15 protein-coding genes and 1 pseudogene are annotated in these 17464 nt (G+C 36.5%); 15 read left to right on the forward strand and 1 reads right to left on the reverse strand.

Going from position 1 to position 17464, the window contains the following annotated elements:
- The first annotated feature begins 18 nt into the window (after window positions 1–18).
- A complete protein-coding gene (holA, locus tag QI30_RS13495) occupies window positions 19–1047 on the forward strand; it encodes a DNA polymerase III subunit delta (protein WP_126991142.1) in 1029 nt (342 codons plus the stop codon).
- Window positions 1048–1101: 54 nt separating this feature from the next.
- Here holA and rpsT read toward each other — a convergent pair whose 3' ends face one another.
- Window positions 1102–1350, reverse strand: coding sequence for a 30S ribosomal protein S20 (gene rpsT, locus QI30_RS13500; RefSeq protein WP_126991143.1), 249 nt, complete (start codon window positions 1348–1350; stop codon window positions 1102–1104).
- Between the two features lie 242 nt (window positions 1351–1592).
- On the opposite strand from rpsT, the gene lepA reads away from it, so the two are divergent.
- The 14 genes and pseudogenes from lepA to mtaB all read left to right on the forward strand — a co-directional run bounded on the left by lepA (window position 1593) and on the right by mtaB (window position 17445).
- Complete coding sequence (gene lepA / locus QI30_RS13505; RefSeq protein WP_126991144.1) at window positions 1593–3428, forward strand: translation elongation factor 4; 1836 nt, start codon at window positions 1593–1595, stop codon at window positions 3426–3428.
- A 326-nt stretch (window positions 3429–3754) separates the two neighbouring features.
- Window positions 3755–4381: pseudogene (locus QI30_RS13510) on the forward strand (sugar transferase).
- Between the two features lie 3 nt (window positions 4382–4384).
- The gene (locus tag QI30_RS13515) at window positions 4385–5506 is read left to right on the forward strand and encodes a Wzz/FepE/Etk N-terminal domain-containing protein (RefSeq protein ID WP_126991145.1); all 1122 of its coding nucleotides are present in this window, start codon (window positions 4385–4387) and stop codon (window positions 5504–5506) included.
- A gap of 12 nt (window positions 5507–5518) precedes the next feature.
- Window positions 5519–6829 (forward strand): lipopolysaccharide biosynthesis protein, encoded by a 1311-nt coding sequence (locus QI30_RS13520; protein ID WP_126991146.1) that lies wholly within the window; start codon window positions 5519–5521, stop codon window positions 6827–6829.
- Complete coding sequence (locus QI30_RS13525; protein ID WP_126991147.1) at window positions 6789–7628, forward strand: O-antigen ligase family protein; 840 nt, start codon at window positions 6789–6791, stop codon at window positions 7626–7628. The genes QI30_RS13520 and QI30_RS13525 overlap by 41 nt, the downstream gene beginning before the upstream one ends.
- A gap of 293 nt (window positions 7629–7921) precedes the next feature.
- Window positions 7922–8095: a hypothetical protein gene (locus tag QI30_RS20470; RefSeq protein ID WP_158621038.1), complete on the forward strand. Its 174-nt coding sequence runs from the start codon at window positions 7922–7924 to the stop codon at window positions 8093–8095.
- A 150-nt stretch (window positions 8096–8245) separates the two neighbouring features.
- On the forward strand, window positions 8246–9391 hold the full coding sequence (gene hemW / locus QI30_RS13530) for a radical SAM family heme chaperone HemW (RefSeq protein WP_126991148.1): 1146 nt from the start codon (window positions 8246–8248) through the stop codon (window positions 9389–9391).
- 91 nt (window positions 9392–9482) lie between these two features.
- A complete protein-coding gene (gene hrcA / locus QI30_RS13535) occupies window positions 9483–10508 on the forward strand; it encodes a heat-inducible transcriptional repressor HrcA (protein WP_126991149.1) in 1026 nt (341 codons plus the stop codon).
- A 26-nt stretch (window positions 10509–10534) separates the two neighbouring features.
- Window positions 10535–11110 carry a nucleotide exchange factor GrpE gene (gene grpE / locus QI30_RS13540; RefSeq protein ID WP_126991150.1) on the forward strand — a complete coding sequence of 192 codons (576 nt, stop codon included), beginning with the start codon at window positions 10535–10537 and terminating at the stop codon, window positions 11108–11110.
- Between the two features lie 96 nt (window positions 11111–11206).
- Entirely contained in the window at window positions 11207–13048 is a 1842-nt protein-coding gene (gene dnaK, locus QI30_RS13545; RefSeq protein WP_126991151.1) for a molecular chaperone DnaK, read from the forward strand.
- Window positions 13049–13225: 177 nt separating this feature from the next.
- Window positions 13226–14374, forward strand: coding sequence for a molecular chaperone DnaJ (dnaJ, locus tag QI30_RS13550; RefSeq protein WP_126991152.1), 1149 nt, complete (start codon window positions 13226–13228; stop codon window positions 14372–14374).
- 19 nt (window positions 14375–14393) lie between these two features.
- Window positions 14394–15335 (forward strand): 50S ribosomal protein L11 methyltransferase, encoded by a 942-nt coding sequence (gene prmA / locus QI30_RS13555; protein ID WP_126991153.1) that lies wholly within the window; start codon window positions 14394–14396, stop codon window positions 15333–15335.
- A gap of 4 nt (window positions 15336–15339) precedes the next feature.
- Window positions 15340–16080, forward strand: a complete 741-nt coding sequence (locus QI30_RS13560) for a 16S rRNA (uracil(1498)-N(3))-methyltransferase (RefSeq protein ID WP_126991154.1) — start codon at window positions 15340–15342, stop codon at window positions 16078–16080.
- 21 nt (window positions 16081–16101) lie between these two features.
- A complete protein-coding gene (mtaB, locus tag QI30_RS13565) occupies window positions 16102–17445 on the forward strand; it encodes a tRNA (N(6)-L-threonylcarbamoyladenosine(37)-C(2))-methylthiotransferase MtaB (protein WP_126991155.1) in 1344 nt (447 codons plus the stop codon).
- Window positions 17446–17464: the final 19 nt, after the last annotated feature.

Below are 17464 nucleotides of genomic sequence, written 5' to 3' on the forward strand. Positions count from 1 at the left end.
ATTATAGGAGTTGGTTATATGTTTCAAAAAGTATGGAAAGAAATCACAAACGGGCATATCGCACCTGTCTACATTATTGTTGGCGAAGAGACGTATTTTATCGACGAAACGCTGCGTCGATTGAAAGATAAATTAGCAGAACAAGGCGAACTTGATATTATGAATTATGATTTAGAAGAGCATCTTGTGGATGAAGTAATCGATGAAGCAGATACAATCCCATTTTTCTCCGATAAAAAGTTAGTGATTGCAAAAAATGCTTCTTTTTTAAAGGCAACGGAAAAAGGGAAAGAGAAACTGAATCATGATTTAAAGAAATTAGAGCGTTTTTTGCAGTTTCCATCAGATACCTCTGTAACAGTGTTTATTGCACCATATCCCAAGTTGGATGAACGTAAAAAAATAACGAAACAGATGAAAGAACATGCACTTTATTTATTTGCTGAAACACCAAAAGAACGCGATCTGGCTATCTGGGTGAAAAATGAAGTAACTAATCGTAATGCGATGATATCAGATGCGGCAATTGCGCAACTGATTGAAATGGTTGGGATGGATATGCTACAACTACGTTCAGAAATTGATAAACTAGCATTGTATACAGCAAATTCAAATGAATTGATTGAACCACCATTAGTAGAAGAAATGGTCGCCAAAACACTTGAACAAGATGTTTTTAAACTGCTGAATGCGTATATTCGAGGAGACAAAACGACTTCTTTAGCAACTTATCATGATTTATTGCGACAAAAAGAAGAACCGATTGCGCTTGTAGCATTAATATCATCTCAAGTGCGCTTAATGTCTAACGTGTATTATTTACTGACAAAGGGGTATCACCCACAACAAATTTCAAAACAATTGAAAGTAAACCCGTATCGTGTGAAGCGAATTGTTGAAGACCGAGGGCATATTGGCGACCAACAATTGCTTGATGCCCTTTATGGTTTAGGTGAAGTAGATTTACAATTAAAAACAATGAGTGGCAATCGTGCGCGATTTTTAGAGTTTTTCTTGATGAAACCGATTGGATATAATATAAAATAAAAGAAAAAAGACGTTCCAATCGGAACGTCTTTTTTCTTTCTATATTATATAGAATTAAGCTTTTTTCATTAAACGAGCTTTTGTACGTGAAGCAGCGTTTTTGTGGATTAAGCCTTTTGAAGCAGCTTTATCTACAGATTTAACTGCAGCTGTTAATAATTCAGCAGCGTTTTCGTCTTTAGCAACTAAAGCAGTTTCAGCTTTTTTGATTGCAGTACGCATAGCAGATTTAACTTGTACGTTAGCAGCATTCGCTTTTTCTGCAACTTTAACGCGTTTGATAGCAGATTTGATGTTTGGCATGAAATTCACCTCCTAGGATAAATCGAGATGAGCAAAATTCTCAACTTGTGTCTGTATCTAATACAACAAGCATTATTATAGCAAAGCAAGTTATGTAAATGCAAGAGAGAAATGCAAAGAATATTTACTTGACAGAAAAAAAGTGCATTTTTTTTAAGAATTTCGTAGGAAATGCACGGAATATTGCCAATGTACTACTGCGACTGCTATAATTCTAGTAGTTTAAATAGGAGTGAAAATAAATGAATCGACAAGAACTATTAGATAGACAATCACATATTCGTAACTTTTCTATCATCGCGCATATCGACCATGGTAAATCGACGCTTGCCGATCGTATTTTAGAAAAAACTGAAGCACTAACATCTCGTGAAATGAAAAATCAATTATTAGACTCAATGGATTTGGAACGAGAACGAGGAATTACAATTAAGTTAAATGCCGTGCAATTGAACTACAAGGCAAAAGATGGTCAAGAATATACAATGCATTTAATCGACACACCAGGACACGTCGATTTTACGTATGAAGTATCACGTAGTTTAGCTGCTTGTGAAGGCGCTATTTTAGTTGTAGATGCTGCACAAGGTATTGAAGCTCAAACATTAGCCAATGTTTATTTAGCACTTGATAACGATCTTGAAATTTTGCCCGTTATCAATAAAATCGACTTACCTTCTGCAGATCCAGAACGTGTACGTCAAGAAGTAGAAGATGTTATCGGTCTTGATGCATCAGAAGCAGTATTAGCTTCTGCAAAAGCAGGGATTGGTATTGAAGATATTTTAGAGCAAATCGTAGAAAAAGTTCCAGCACCAGAAGGAGACCCGGAAGCACCATTACAAGCATTAATCTTTGACTCTGTTTATGATGCCTACCGCGGTGTAATTATTTCTATTCGTATCGCAGAAGGAACTGTAAAACCAGGCGATACAATTCGTATGATGGCGACAGGTGCCGAGTTCGAAGTTATAGAAGTAGGTGTGCATACCCCAAAAATGACGCCACGTGACTTCCTTACAGTAGGGGATGTAGGCTATTTAACAGCCTCTATTAAAAATGTAGGTGATACGCGTGTCGGTGATACAGTCACTTCTGTTATCAATGCAGCAGCAGAGCCATTACCAGGATACCGTCGACTAAATCCAATGGTTTACTGTGGATTATACCCAATTGATACTGCAAAATATAATGATTTACGTGAGGCATTAGAAAAATTAGAGTTAAATGACTCGGCCCTTCAATATGAACCAGAAACATCACAAGCATTAGGTTTCGGTTTCCGCTGTGGTTTCTTAGGTTTACTACACATGGAAATTATTCAAGAGCGTATTGAACGTGAATTTAATATTGATTTAATTACAACGGCACCATCTGTAATTTATCATGTACAAATGACAGATGGCGAAGAAGTTCAAGTAGCGAATCCATCTGAAATGCCAGATCCACAAAAGATTCAGCAAATCGAAGAGCCTTATGTAAAAGCAAATATCATGGTTCCAAATGATTATGTTGGTGCTGTTATGGAAATTTGCCAGCGTAAACGTGGGAATTTCTTAACAATGGATTATATTGATACGACACGTGTTAATATTTTCTATGAAATGCCATTATCTGAAATTGTATATGATTTCTTCGACCAATTAAAATCGTCAACAAAAGGCTATGCATCATTCGACTATGAAATGATTGGCTATCAACCTTCGAAACTTGTGAAGATGGATATTTTATTAAATGCTGAACAGGTTGATGCATTAAGCTTTATTGTACACCGTGACTTTGCATATGAACGAGGTAAAGTAATTGTTGATAAGCTACGTGAGTTAATCCCACGTCAGCAATTTGAAGTGCCAATTCAAGCAGCGATCGGAAATAAAATTGTTGCGCGTTCAACAATTAAAGCGATGCGTAAAAACGTATTAGCAAAATGCTACGGCGGCGATATTTCACGTAAACGTAAACTTCTTGAGAAACAGAAAGAAGGTAAAAAACGTATGAAACAAGTTGGCTCAGTAGAAGTTCCACAGGAAGCGTTCATGGCTGTTCTTAAAATGGACGATGATCAACCGAAAAAATAATTAAAAATATGAAGAAGACCTTTCGTAAGGGGGTCTTCTTTTTTTACTTTAAAATTTACCAATAAAGAAATAATTGTTAACCTAAAATACCTATATTTTTTTAAAGTTTTAATAAGTGATTTTATAATTAAGCAATAAGTAGTTAGTTTTATATTGTTAGTTTTAATTTTTAAAAATATAATAGTTCTAAAAAATATTTTTATGTAAAAAAAAGTAAAAATACATTCATTTTATAGCAATTTACAAAGGAATATAACAAATTGGGTTTTGATTTCCTTATTTTAGTTTAACTAAAGAATATAGAAAGAAGATAAAGAGGTGGATTTATGCAGCAATATAAATTATTTGGGAAAAGAACATTCGACCTAACATTTTCACTTCTTGCGCTCCCATTTTTAGTACCTATTTTCTTGCTGGCGATTATTGTGATTTTAGTAAACGATGGACGTCCTATTTTTTTTAAACAACAGCGAGTTGGTAAAAAGGGAAAAATATTTACAATGTGGAAATTTAGAACAATGTATACAAATCAATTGGGCTTACCGGTTAATTCAAAAAATCGGAGTTCTTGGTCAAATGGTATCCCAGATACATTCGTGTTCAAAGATAGTTTAGAGGATCCGCGCATTACAAAAGTAGGGAAGTAGTTGCGTAAAACGAGTATTGATGAGCTTCCACAAGTGTTAAATGTTTTAAAAGGAGAAATGAGTATTGTAGGTCCACGTCCTGAGACACCTAGCTGTGCATTCTATTATTCACCTTATCAAACAAAACGCTTAGATGTAAAACCTAGTATAACTGGTTGGGCACAAGTTAATGGGCGTTCTACTATTAATCATGGACAAAAAATTGAATTTGATCGTTATTATGTAGAACATTTTAATTTTAAGATGGATGTGGAGATTGTACAAAAAACGATTATGCAAGTTATTAAACGGAAGGGGGCGTATTAACGGATGAAAACGCTAGAACCTCCCTATTCATTACAAGAATTGTTACTAGTACTATGGCGTAAAAAATGGCTTATTCTTTTAACTACAATTTTAGGAATTGTCTTAGGGTATGTTATTTCTACTCAAATGAAACCTAAGTATGAGGCGACGACAGAAATTTTAATTGAGACAGATAAAAGCGACAATCTATTGTATACGCAAAATATGATGGAGACATATCGCGAAGTTTTAACAAGTAGTGCGTTAATTAAGAAAGTGAATGAGCAAGGAAATTTTGATTTAACAACAAATGAGTACAATGAACAAGTGAAAATTACGATGATTAACACGTCACAACTAATTACGATTACAGCGAAAGCAGATAATGAGCTGGAGCCTGTAAAACTAGTTAATAAAATTGCGACAGTGTTCAAAAAAGAATTGACGAATTATTCAAAAATTAATACAGCACTTGTGCTAAATCCAGCGACACAAAGTACATCGAATCAAGATAGTACATTTAACGAATTAGTAAGCATTTTAATTGGTGGCGTAATTGGTCTCCTGTTAGCAATTTGTTATTGTCTACTGCGAGAGATTTATAGCACAAAGGTAGATACGGAAACAAATGTGCAGCGTCTGAATGTGCCTTTACTTGCTAAAGTTACAAAGAAAGACTCAGCTCAACAGTGGCTTTATCATATAGCGGCGCTAATTCAAGGAGAAGTAAAATTGGGTAAAAAAACCGTTTTATTATTAAATTCGGCAAAGGAAAAGAGCGGTTATTTACAACAACTTAGCCAATTATTAGCGCAGCATAAGCAGGTAGTTGTATTAAAGCAAATAGAAGGGAATGCCCACTTTGTTAAAACAAATGAAGGCGAGCCCGATGCATTCATCTATAGTACGGCAACACCATTCTCTGCATTACAACAAAAATACAATGAGTTAGAACAACAGTACGATATTGTACTAGTTGAAACATCACAGTTAGATAGCGCAGAAACGATGCTAGTGGCCTCTAATCAAACACAGTTTATTTATTGCGTTGATGCGAAAAAAACCACTTTAAAGCAAGCGAAATCCATTTTAAAAAAAGTCGTTCAACTGAAGATGCATCGTTTAGGCATCGTCATTGCGAAGTAGGGGGAGCTGACTATGAAGAAGTGGTTGCAGAAGCAAATGAAGCATCGTTTTATTCGTGCGTTATCTGTATTAGTTGCTGGTTCAGCAGTTTCAAGCATCATTCTGCTCTGCATCACACCCGTTTTAACGAGACTGTATACACCGGAAGACTTTGGGGTATTGTCCATTTTTACGTCGATTTTATATGTGTTGATGATTATTGTCTCGTTGCGTTATGAAGCGGCTCTTGTGTTGCCAAAAGAAAAAAAGGCGGCGCTGGCTTTATTATTCATTGCAAATGCTAGTACATTTATCGTAGCAGGAATCGTTATTTTACTTCTTGTGACGACCCCTTTTACGACTTGGATTGGCATTGGTGAAACGCATTCATTCTTTTGGATTTTAGGGCTGAGCTTATTATTTGTAGGCATTTTCCAATCGATGAATAATTGGGCATTGCGTTATGAGCAGTACGACGTTATTAATCGAGCAAAAATTTCGATGAATACCGGACAAGGTTTTGGACAATTAGTATTTGGGTTTTTAAATATTGGTGTCATCGGCTTATTGCTCGGAGAAATGCTGGGGCGGTTAACAGGCATGATACAGTATGTACGCTATTATAAAAAAGATTTACAACAAGCGAATCATACAACGTTTCATCAGGCGAAAGAAATACTTGTACGCTATAAAAAATTTCCACTTATATCAAGCATTTCAAATGTTATTTATAGCGTTGCTGTTAATTTACCGGCATTATTTCTAGCGGCTTATTTTGATGTTGCTACAGCAGGTTTTTATTATCTGGCACAAAAAATTTTAACAGTGCCAGAAAATCTTGTTGGGTTTTCCGCAACACAAGTTTATCTATCACAAGCTGCCAAAATGATGCAAGAAGGACAAGATTTAAAGAAACATTGCTTAGAGACAGTGAAGCATCTATTTATCATCGCATTTGTTATTATCGCTAGCATCGATATTTTAGCACCAATTGGTTTTACATTTTTTTTTGGTCATGGTTGGGATACGACGGTAACATTTATTCAAATACTATCATTAATGTATTTCACAAAAATGGTTTTACAACCAATTAATGGCGTTTTCCAAGTATGTGAGGCTTTTTATATGCAAATTACTGCAGAGTCCATTCGCCTTGTGTTTATTATTTTGGCATTGTTTTTTGCATCCACCCATAAAATGACGCATTTTGAAGCGCTTTGGATGATTAGTATTATGACAACATTAGGCTATATTGTATGTGCCATCTTTGCGTGGCAAGTGATGAATAAGGCAGGTGATAAGCGTGACAACGTTATCAACAACTCAGAACAGCGTGAAATCTGATCGGATGATTATGCTATGTTTAATCATTAGCATGCTAACAAGCTCCTATGTTGTCATGGAACCTACACCAATAGATTTATTGTTAATTTTGGCAACCATCCTCGCTATTCTTTTAAAGCGCTTGTATGTTTCAAAAGAAACGTTACTTGGTACGTTATTTTTAGTTGGTTTTATTGTCGCAAATTTTATTTCAACATGGATGGCATATGAAGCAATAGACGGCATGAGTTATTTTGTAATCACACTATATTTAATTATTACATGGTCTGGTGTAGTCGGGTTTGGTGAAATTTATCGAACACGTTTAGCAGAACAATTAATGACTTTTTATACAATAGGAGCTCTTATCACAGCACTTGTGGCGCTTAGTGTTTACTTTGGTATTATGCCAGGTAAACCTGATTGGTTTTTATTTGAGCGTATTAAAATGTTCTTTAAGGACCCAAATGTTTTTGGCCCTTATTTTGTTCTTCCAGCGGTGTATATGCTAGGGCTTTTAGAACAAAGACATCGAGCACTATATTTCGTGCTATTAATAATTTTTGTTGGAGCCGTGTTGATTAGTTTTTCTCGCGCTGCTTGGTTAAATCTTGCTATTGCTGTTTTTATATTTTATATTTTACCGCGGGCTAAAGAGGCTAATTGGCGCAGAGGTATTAGCGTTTATTTAACATTAGTCGTACTTGCTGGTGTACTAGTGATTTTGAAAAATCAAACATTGTTGACAACGCGTCGAAGCACAAATCGTCTATCCAACGAAAAAGACTGTTTGAATGGAATTGATAGAAAAATACAATAAGTGTTAGGAAATTGTTTTAAAATATGGACTGAGGGTAAAAAGACTAGTATAGGAAGAATTGTTTTGTAATTATTTGGTGTTTTTTTCAAGTATAAAATAACTATATCTAGTTTTATGAATATTATAGTGAGACTTTAGGTAAAAAAATAATTTCAATATTTATGGCTTTTAGTCTTTTTAAGTAACGTCGAAAAAGCGCAAAATCATGAGTAAAAAGTTATATACAAACATTCTGCTATCTGCTATCATTGGTTTATCCTATTAGCATAGTAGAAATTGAAGGGGTGAGAAACATGTTAGACAAAGATGAAGCACGTCTAGACAGTTTAATTTTGACAATTGAGAAACGTCTAAATCATTTTGAAAAAAACATTTCTCACATGCAAAAGAAAATTGCGGAGTTAAAAACAATCCAAAATCAACGAATTGAACCATCGAATAAATTATGGCGTACAACGGCCGTATAAAAATAGAAAGATATAAAAGAGCGCATCATACTTGTAAAAGCAAGTGTGATGCGTTCTTTTATTTATGAGAAAAGCTGTCGGTATAGTTTTAGCTGAAAATACGGTACACTTAAGCAGAACTTTAACGAGAAAGAAAGTAGGGATCTACAAATGGCTAGAGGTGTTTATATACACATTCCTTTTTGTCATCAAATTTGTAACTATTGTGATTTTAATAAAGTGTTCTTTAAAAATCAGCCAGTAGGTGAATATATTGAAGCAATTGGACAAGAAATGCGTATGACTGTTGAAAAAAATCCGACAGCATTCGTAAATATTGAAACGATTTTTCTAGGAGGCGGGACACCGACATCCTTATCAGTTGAACAACTAACAAGATTAATGGAGTTAATTCATTTATATTTACCGGTAAACAACGTGACAGAATTTTCTTCAGAGGCGAATCCAGATGAATTAACACATGATAAATTACTTGTATTAAAAAAATATGGCATCAATCGATTGAGTTTAGGTGTACAATCATTTGACCAAGAGATTTTAAAAAAATTAGGCCGTACGCATTCAAATGACCATGTCTTTTCGACACTTCGCGATGCAAAAGAGGTAGGTTTTGATAATATTAGCATCGATTTAATGTATGGATTACCGGGACAAACCATTGAACAGTGGCAAGAAACATTAGATATTGCTTTTTCATTAGAGCTTCCGCATTTTTCAGCGTATTCACTTATTGTAGAACCTAAAACGATTTTCTATAACCTCATGAATAAAGGGAAATTGAGTTTACCGGGAGAAGATTCAGAAGCAAAAATGTATGATATGCTGATGCATCAAATGGAAGCGCATGGATTAAAACAATATGAAATTAGTAATTTTGCTAAACCAGGCTTTGAATCGACACATAACTGTATTTATTGGGAAAATGATGAATACGCAGGTTTTGGTGCTGGTGCAAGCGGTTACTTAGATGGAGTTCGCTATCAAAATATTGGACCGTTAAAAAAATATATTGAAGCAATAGAAAATGGAGACTTTCCTCTATTAAATACACATGTTGTAACGAAGCAGGAGTCTATTGAAGAAGAAATGTTTTTAGGGCTGCGTAAAATCGATGGTGTATCGAAACAACATTTTATTGAAAAATTTGATTTACCAATGGAGCAATTGTTTTCAAATCATATTGAGGAACTTGTGAAAGAAGCATTAGTGGAAAATACGGAAGATGCATTGAAATTAAGTTATAAGGGGCGTTTTGTTGGAAATGAAGTTTTTCAACAATTTTTGTTAGATTCATAAGCTTATACGTTGACATAAAAAGTAACATTCGTTATATTGAATATAGTGTTAGCACTCACTAACAACGAGTGCTAAAAAAGAGGTGATGATCATGTTAACAAATCGACAACTTCAAGTGTTACAAGTAATCGTTGACGATTTTATCTCTTCTGGACAGCCGGTCGGTTCACGTCAAATTGCGAAAAAAGACAATGTGTCATTTAGTTCTGCTACAATTCGCAATGAAATGGCGGATTTAGAAGACTTAGGTTTTTTAGAAAAGACACATACTTCTTCGGGGCGTGTGCCATCGGAAAAAGGATATAGATTTTACGTGGATCATTTGCTAAAACCTCAAGTAATTACGAACCAAGAAATTGCATCCATTCGCTCGATCTATGCAGATCAGTTAATGGAAACTGAGCAAATGATTCGTGAATCCGCTAATATTTTGTCCGATTTAACAACGTATACGTCTGTTATTTTAGGTCCTGATGTCCATATGCATAAGGTCAAACGATTCCAAATCGTCCCACTATCTTCTACGCAAGCGGTTGCGATTATCGTGACAGATAGTGGGCATGTTGAAAATCGTGTGTTTACATTACCAGAGGATTTTTCAATGCGTCGTATTGAGAAAGTCGTGAATATTTTAAATGAACGATTAGTAGGCAAGCCACTTGTTGAAATCCCTTTACGTATGGATGGTGAAATTGCAAAGCTTATTAAAGAACATGTTGGTGCGTACAGTGATTTTGTGTCGAGTCTATTTAATAGAATCTCTGCACAAGAAGAAGGACGCGTTTATTACGGTGGTAAAACAAATATGTTAAACCAACCTGAGTTTCATGATATTAATAAGGTGCGCATGTTATTAGACTTGATGGATAAAACGCCACAAGTACAAACGCTTTTCCAGGCAGGAAATCAACAAGGCGTACAAATTCGAATTGGCTCGGAAAATAATTTATTGGCAATGGAGGATTGTAGTATTATTACGGCGTCATTTGATGCAGGCGATAATCAACATGGCTCAATTGCAATTATTGGTCCTAAACGTATGGACTACAAGCGTGTCGTAACATTGCTCGATTTTATGAGCGGTGATTTAAGCCGACTGCTGACGAACAATCGCTAAGCCGACATCTTGAAGGAGGATGACCAGTGACTGAGAAAAATGAAAATCAAGAGCAAGTAATGGAAGAAAATGAAGCTGTTGAAGAAACAATTGAAACAACAGAATCATCTGAGGCTGTTGAAGAAATTGTCGAAGAGGAAGTTGCAGAAGAAGTGGATCCTGTAGCTGAGCTAGAGGCGAAACTTGTAGCTGAAGAAGAACGCTATTTACGTCTTCGTGCGGATTTCGATAACTTAAAACGTCGTAGTCAACTAGACCGCGAGGCGCAAGCTAAATATCGTGCCCAAACATTATTAACAGATCTACTGCCAGTGCTTGATAACTTTGAACGTGCTTTGTCAGTAGAGGCGACTTCTGAAGAAGCGCAAAATATGAAAAAAGGTATTGATATGGTTTATCGTTCGCTTGTTGAAGCCACAACTAAAGAAGGTTTAAAAATTATTGCAACAGAAGGTGAAGTGTTTGATCCAAATATTCATCAAGCTGTTATGCAAGAATCAAATCCAGAGCAAGAATCTGGCATCGTACTTCAAGAGCTTCAACGTGGCTATCAATTAAAAGATCGCGTTTTACGACCAGCTATGGTAAAGGTTAATGAATAACTGAAACCATTCGCAGTCAAGAACGTATAATAAATATATAAATATAATGGAACAAACGTCTAAAATAGGCGCTTAAATATAGGAGGAAAATTTAATATGTCTAAAATTATTGGTATTGACTTAGGTACAACAAATTCATGTGTAGCAGTATTAGAAGGTGGCGAACCAATCGTAATCGCTAACAAAGAAGGCGCACGTACAACTCCTTCAGTTGTTGCTTTCAAAAATGGCGAACGCCAAGTTGGTGAAGTAGCAAAACGCCAATCGATCACAAATCCTAACACAATTATTTCAATTAAACGTCATATGGGTACGGATTATAAAGTAAAAGTAGAAGATAAAGAATATACACCACAAGAAGTGTCAGCAATGATTCTTACACATTTAAAAGAATATGCTGAAGATTATTTAGGCGAAAAAGTAACAAAAGCGGTTATTACTGTTCCTGCTTACTTCAACGATGCAGAGCGCCAAGCAACAAAAGATGCTGGTAAAATTGCTGGTCTTGAAGTAGAACGTATTATCAACGAACCAACAGCAGCAGCACTTGCCTACGGTTTAGAAAAACAAGACGTTGACCAAAAAGTTTTAGTATTTGACCTTGGTGGAGGTACATTTGACGTATCTATCCTTGAACTAGGTGATGGTGTATTTGAAGTATTAGCAACTGCTGGTGACAACCGTCTTGGTGGTGATGACTTCGACCAAAAAATCATTGATTATTTAGTAGCAGAATTCAAAAAGGAAAACGGCATTGATCTTGCTCAAGATAAAATGGCATTACAACGTTTAAAAGATGCTGCTGAAAAAGCGAAAAAAGAACTTTCTGGTGTATCTACAACTCAAATTTCACTACCATTCATTACTGCGGGTGCAGAAGGTCCATTACACTTAGAAGTATCTCTATCTCGTGCAAAATTCAACGAATTAACTGCTGATTTAGTAGAACGTACAATGGTTCCTACTCGTCAAGCGCTTAAAGATGCTGGTCTTTCTGCTTCAGAAATCGATCAAGTAATTCTTGTTGGTGGTTCTACTCGTATCCCTGCAGTTCAAGAAGCTGTACAAAAAGCAACAGGTAAAGAACCTCATAAAGGTGTAAATCCTGATGAAGTAGTGGCATTAGGTGCTGCAGTTCAAGGCGGCGTACTTACAGGGGATGTAAAAGACGTCGTATTACTTGATGTAACGCCACTTTCTCTAGGTATTGAAACAATGGGCGGCGTATTTACAAAATTAATCGACCGTAATACAACAATCCCAACATCTAAATCTCAAGTATTCTCAACTGCTGCAGATAACCAACCAGCTGTAGATATTCACGTTTTACAAGGTGAACGTTCAATGGCTGCTGATAACAAAACATTAGGTCGTTTCCAATTATCAGATATTCCTGCTGCACCACGTGGTATTCCACAAATCGAAGTAACATTTGATATTGATAAAAATGGTATTGTAAGTGTTACAGCTAAAGATTTAGGTACACAAAAACAACAAAACATTACAATCCAATCTGATTCAGGTTTATCTGAAGAAGATATCGAACGTATGGTACAAGAAGCAGAAGCAAATGCAGACGCTGATAAAAAACGTAAAGAGGAAGCAGATCTTAAAAACGAAGCAGATCAATTAGTATTCCAAACTGATAAAACATTAACTGACCTTGGTGAACAAGTGACAGAAGATGAGAAAAAACCAGTTTTAGAAGCGAAAGATGAGTTAGCAAAAGCAATCGAAGCTGGCGAACTTGAAGGCATTAAAGCTGCAAAAGAAAAATTAGAAGGTTTATTACAACCACTAGTAATGAAAGTTTACGAACAAGCTGCGGCTGCTGCACAACAAGCAGAACAAGGCGAGGCTGGTGCTGACACAGCATCTAAAAAAGATGACGGCGTTGTAGATGCAGACTTCACTGAAGTAGACGAAGACAAAAAATAATGATGATGCCTAATTGGCGTATCGAAAGATAGACAACTAAATAGCTTTTAGTAAAAGTCCATCGTATATAAAGAGCCAAAGACCGTATCCGGGCTTTGGCTCTTTTCAATATATCGAAACAGAAAAAAACATGATACAATAATAGCTATGTGAATAGAGCGGAGTTGAAGAACACAAATGGAAAAACGTGATTATTATGAAGTGCTTGGCGTCGAAAAAACAGCGACACAAGCAGAGATAAAAAAGGCATACCGAAAATTATCAAAACAGTATCACCCAGATATTAATAAAGAACCTAGTGCGGCTGAAAAATTTAAGGAAATCGCAGAAGCATATGAAGTGTTAAGTGATGACCAGAAACGTGCTCAATATGATCAATTTGGTCATGCTGGAGCACAGCAGGGCTTTGGAGGCGGCGGATTTGGCGGCTTCGGAGGTGGCGGTGACTTCGGAGGATTTGAAGACATCTTTAGTTCATTCTTCGGAGGCGGAGGCGGAAGCAGCCGACGTCGTGATCCAAATGCACCGCGTAAAGGTGCAGATATCGAGCATTCAATCGTCTTAACGTTTGAAGAAGCTATTTTTGGGGTTGAAAAAGAAATCGAACTTGTGCGTGACGAAACATGTGATACATGTCATGGTTCAGGTGCAAAACCAGGTACAACAAAAGAGACATGTTCTCACTGTCATGGTGTAGGACAAGTGAATGAAACCGTTAATACACCATTCGGTCAAATGACAAATCGTCGTGCCTGTCAAGTATGTGGTGGTACAGGATCGATTATTAAAGAAAAATGTGATACTTGCCACGGTGCAGGTAAAATGAAAAAACGTACAAAAATTAAAGTTTCGATTCCTGAAGGGATTGACCACGGTCAAACAATTCGTGTAAGTGGTAAAGGTGAAGCTGGATTAAATGGTGGACCATACGGTGACTTATACGTAACAGTACGTGTACGACAAAGCGATAAATTCGAACGTGATGGCGATGATATTTACTACGAATTACCAATTACATTCGCGCAAGCTGCATTAGGAGATGAAATCGAAGTACCAACTGTACACGGTAAAGTGAAAATGAAAATTCCTGCTGGTACACAAGGCGGCGATCGATTCCGTTTACGTAGCAAAGGTGTTAAAAATGTTCAAGGTTACGGGCAAGGGGATCAACATGTCATTGTAAAAGTTATTACACCTAAAAAATTAAATGCAAAACAAAAAGAACTATTACGTGAGTTTGCGGAAATTTCTGGTGACATTCCGGAAGAACAAGGTAGCTCATTATTTGATAAGATTAAACGTAAAATTAATGATTTAAAAGACTAAAATTAGGAGTTGATTGCAAGTGAAATGGTCAGAACTATCCATTCACACATCGGAAGAAGCGGTAGACGCAATTTCGAATATTTTACATGAGGCCGGCGCTAGTGGCGTCGTGATTGAGGACTCACAAGATTTTGAACGACAACGCGACCAACAATACGGAGAAATTTATGCGTTAGATCGTGAAGATTTTCCTGCAGATGGAGTTATCGTCAAAGCATATTTACCCGTATCAAGTTTTTTAGCTGAAACAGTCGAAGAAATCAAACTTGCAATCAATAATCTTAAGAACTTCAATATTAATGTTGGTGAAAATCTTGTATCACTTTCAGAAGTAGATGAAGAAGATTGGTCTACTACTTGGAAACAATATTATCATCCCGTGAAAATTTCAAATCGCTTTACAATTGTTCCATCTTGGGAGAATTACGAGCCTGTTGAAAGCGATGAATTGATGATTGAATTAGATCCAGGAATGGCATTTGGTACGGGGACACATCCAACGACTGTCATGAGTTTACAAGCATTAGAAAAATATGTACAAAAAGATATGTACGTAACAGATGTTGGTACTGGTTCTGGCGTTTTAGCAATCGGCGCATCAATGTTAGGTGCAAGTCATGTACACGCACTTGATTTAGACCCTATTGCAGTAACGGCTGCAAAGGAAAATATTGCACTAAATCATATTACAAGCACAATCGACGTTGTCGAGGGGGACTTACTTGATACCGTAAGAGAACCTGCAGATATCGTAGTCGCAAATATTTTAGCTGAAATCATTATGACCTTTACAAATGATGCATATACAGTTGTTAAACCAGGTGGTCTTTTCATCACATCAGGTATTATTGAAACGAAAAAAGAAGACGTGAAACAATCTCTTACGGAAGCAGGATTTGTCATCGATGAAGTGATGATGATGGAAGACTGGGTAACGATTGTGTCACGTAAACCGGAGTAAGACGATGCAACGATATTTTATAGAAGAACGATTTCATGAAGGTACAGTGACGTTAACTGGAGACGATGCACGTCATATTACAAAAGTAATGCGCATGCGTGAAGGAGAAGAAATCATTGTTGTTGAATGTGAGGAAACAGCACATATTTGTGCAATAACTGCCTTTAACGAGCACGATGTTTTGGTTCAACAAACGGGACGTACAATTCCATCACCTGAATTACCAATCGATGTAACAATTGCTTGTGGATTACCTAAAGGTGATAAGTTAGATTTGATTGTTCAAAAGGGTACAGAATTGGGTATGTACGGCATACTACCATTTGAAGCGGCGCGTTCTATTGTGAAGTGGGATGCTAAGAAAAGCGCGAAAAAAATAGAACGTTTACAAAAGATTGCAAAAGAAGCAGCAGAGCAATCTCACCGCACACATATTCCGGTCGTAGAACAGCCAGTTTCTTTTGCGCAACTTGTTAAAAAGTGTGCAAAGTATGATGTTGTCTTTGTAGCAGATGAAGAAGATGCAAAAGTAAAAGAGCGCACACGACTCGTTGATAAACTAAAAAAAATTTACGATTGCAAATCGATATTGGTTATTTTTGGACCAGAAGGTGGTATTGCGCGTGATGAAGCAGAAAAACTCCGTGCAGCAGGTGTCATTACAACCTCTTTAGGGCCAAGAATTTTACGTGCAGAAACAGCACCACTTTATATGCTGTCTGCAATTTCATATGAATTTGAGTAATTAGAAAGAGGTGTCGCAACCTTGTCTAAGGTGGCTTTTCACACATTAGGTTGTAAAGTAAATCATTACGAAACAGAAGCAATTTGGCAATTATTTAAAGAAGATGGTTACGAGCGTACCGATTTTGACCACCAATCAGATGTATATGTGATTAATACATGTACAGTGACGAATAGTGGAGACAAAAAAAGCCGTCAAGTGATTCGCCGAGCTGTTCGTAAAAATCCAGATGCTGTTATTTGTGTAACTGGTTGTTATGCACAAACATCACCAGCAGAAATTATGGCAATTCCAGGTGTTGATATTGTTGTTGGAACACAAGACCGTCAAAAATTATTAGGTTTAATTGAAGAGTATAAAAAAGAACGTCAACCCATTAATGCAGTACGTAATATTATGAAAAATCGTGTTTATGAAGAGCTTGATGTACCCTATTTTACAGACCGTACGCGAGCATCTTTAAAAATACAAGAAGGCTGTAATAACTTCTGTACATTTTGTATTATTCCTTGGGCTCGAGGCTTAATGCGTTCGCGAGACCCTGAACAGGTTGTAAAACAAGCCCAACAACTTGTTGATGCAGGATATAAAGAAATTGTATTGACAGGAATTCATACAGGTGGCTACGGTCAAGATTTAAAAGATTATAATTTAGCAATGCTTTTACGTGATCTTGAAACGAAAGTAAAGGGTCTTAAGCGTTTGCGTATTTCATCAATTGAAGCTTCGCAAATTACTGATGAAGTAATGGATGTTTTAAGAGATTCAAAAATTATTGTCAATCATTTGCATATTCCAATTCAAGCCGGATCTGATACGGTGTTAAAACGTATGCGTCGTAAATATACGATGGAATTTTTTGGAGAACGTTTAACTAAATTGAAAGAAGTATTACCAGATTTAGCGATTACTTCAGATGTTATTGTAGGGTTCCCGGGTGAAACAGAAGAAGAGTTTATGGAAACCTATAATTTCATTCGTGAATATGAATTTGCAGAGCTTCATGTCTTCCCATTCTCAAAACGTACAGGCACACCTGCAGCGCGTATGGAGGATCAGGTTGATGAAACAGTGAAAAATGAGCGTGTACATCGCTTATTATCACTTAATGATCAATTAGCAAAACAATATGCAAGTCGTTTTGAACAAGAAGTCTTAGAAGTTATTCCTGAAGAAATCGTCAAGGCTGGCGAACCGCATGAAGGTATGTTACTAGGGCATACAGCGAATTATATGAAGGTAGCCTTTGAAGGTACGCCTGATATGATTGGTCAAATTGTCAAAGTGAAGGTAACCAAGGCAGGATACCCAATCTCAAGCGGACAATTTGTTCGTGTAATGGATGATGAACCTGTAGAGTTATAGCAATGTTAGAAGGGAGGAG

It is taken from the genome of Candidatus Kurthia intestinigallinarum (genome assembly GCF_003991225.1).
Classification (GTDB): Bacteria; Bacillota; Bacilli; order Bacillales_A; family Planococcaceae; genus Kurthia; species Kurthia populi.

Excerpts from the sequence above, each read along its gene's own strand:
- holA (WP_126991142.1), top strand. The coding sequence starts at position 19 with ATGTTTCAAAAAGTATGGAAAGAAATCACAAACGGGCATATCGCACCT.
- rpsT (WP_126991143.1), bottom strand. The coding sequence starts at position 1,350 with ATGCCAAACATCAAATCTGCTATCAAACGCGTTAAAGTTGCAGAAAAA.
- lepA (WP_126991144.1), top strand. The coding sequence starts at position 1,593 with ATGAATCGACAAGAACTATTAGATAGACAATCACATATTCGTAACTTT.
- QI30_RS13515 (WP_126991145.1), top strand. The coding sequence starts at position 4,385 with ATGAAAACGCTAGAACCTCCCTATTCATTACAAGAATTGTTACTAGTA.
- QI30_RS13520 (WP_126991146.1), top strand. The coding sequence starts at position 5,519 with ATGAAGAAGTGGTTGCAGAAGCAAATGAAGCATCGTTTTATTCGTGCG.
- QI30_RS20470 (WP_158621038.1), top strand. The coding sequence starts at position 7,922 with ATGTTAGACAAAGATGAAGCACGTCTAGACAGTTTAATTTTGACAATT.
- hemW (WP_126991148.1), top strand. The coding sequence starts at position 8,246 with ATGGCTAGAGGTGTTTATATACACATTCCTTTTTGTCATCAAATTTGT.
- hrcA (WP_126991149.1), top strand. The coding sequence starts at position 9,483 with ATGTTAACAAATCGACAACTTCAAGTGTTACAAGTAATCGTTGACGAT.
- dnaK (WP_126991151.1), top strand. The coding sequence starts at position 11,207 with ATGTCTAAAATTATTGGTATTGACTTAGGTACAACAAATTCATGTGTA.
- dnaJ (WP_126991152.1), top strand. The coding sequence starts at position 13,226 with ATGGAAAAACGTGATTATTATGAAGTGCTTGGCGTCGAAAAAACAGCG.
- QI30_RS13560 (WP_126991154.1), top strand. The coding sequence starts at position 15,340 with ATGCAACGATATTTTATAGAAGAACGATTTCATGAAGGTACAGTGACG.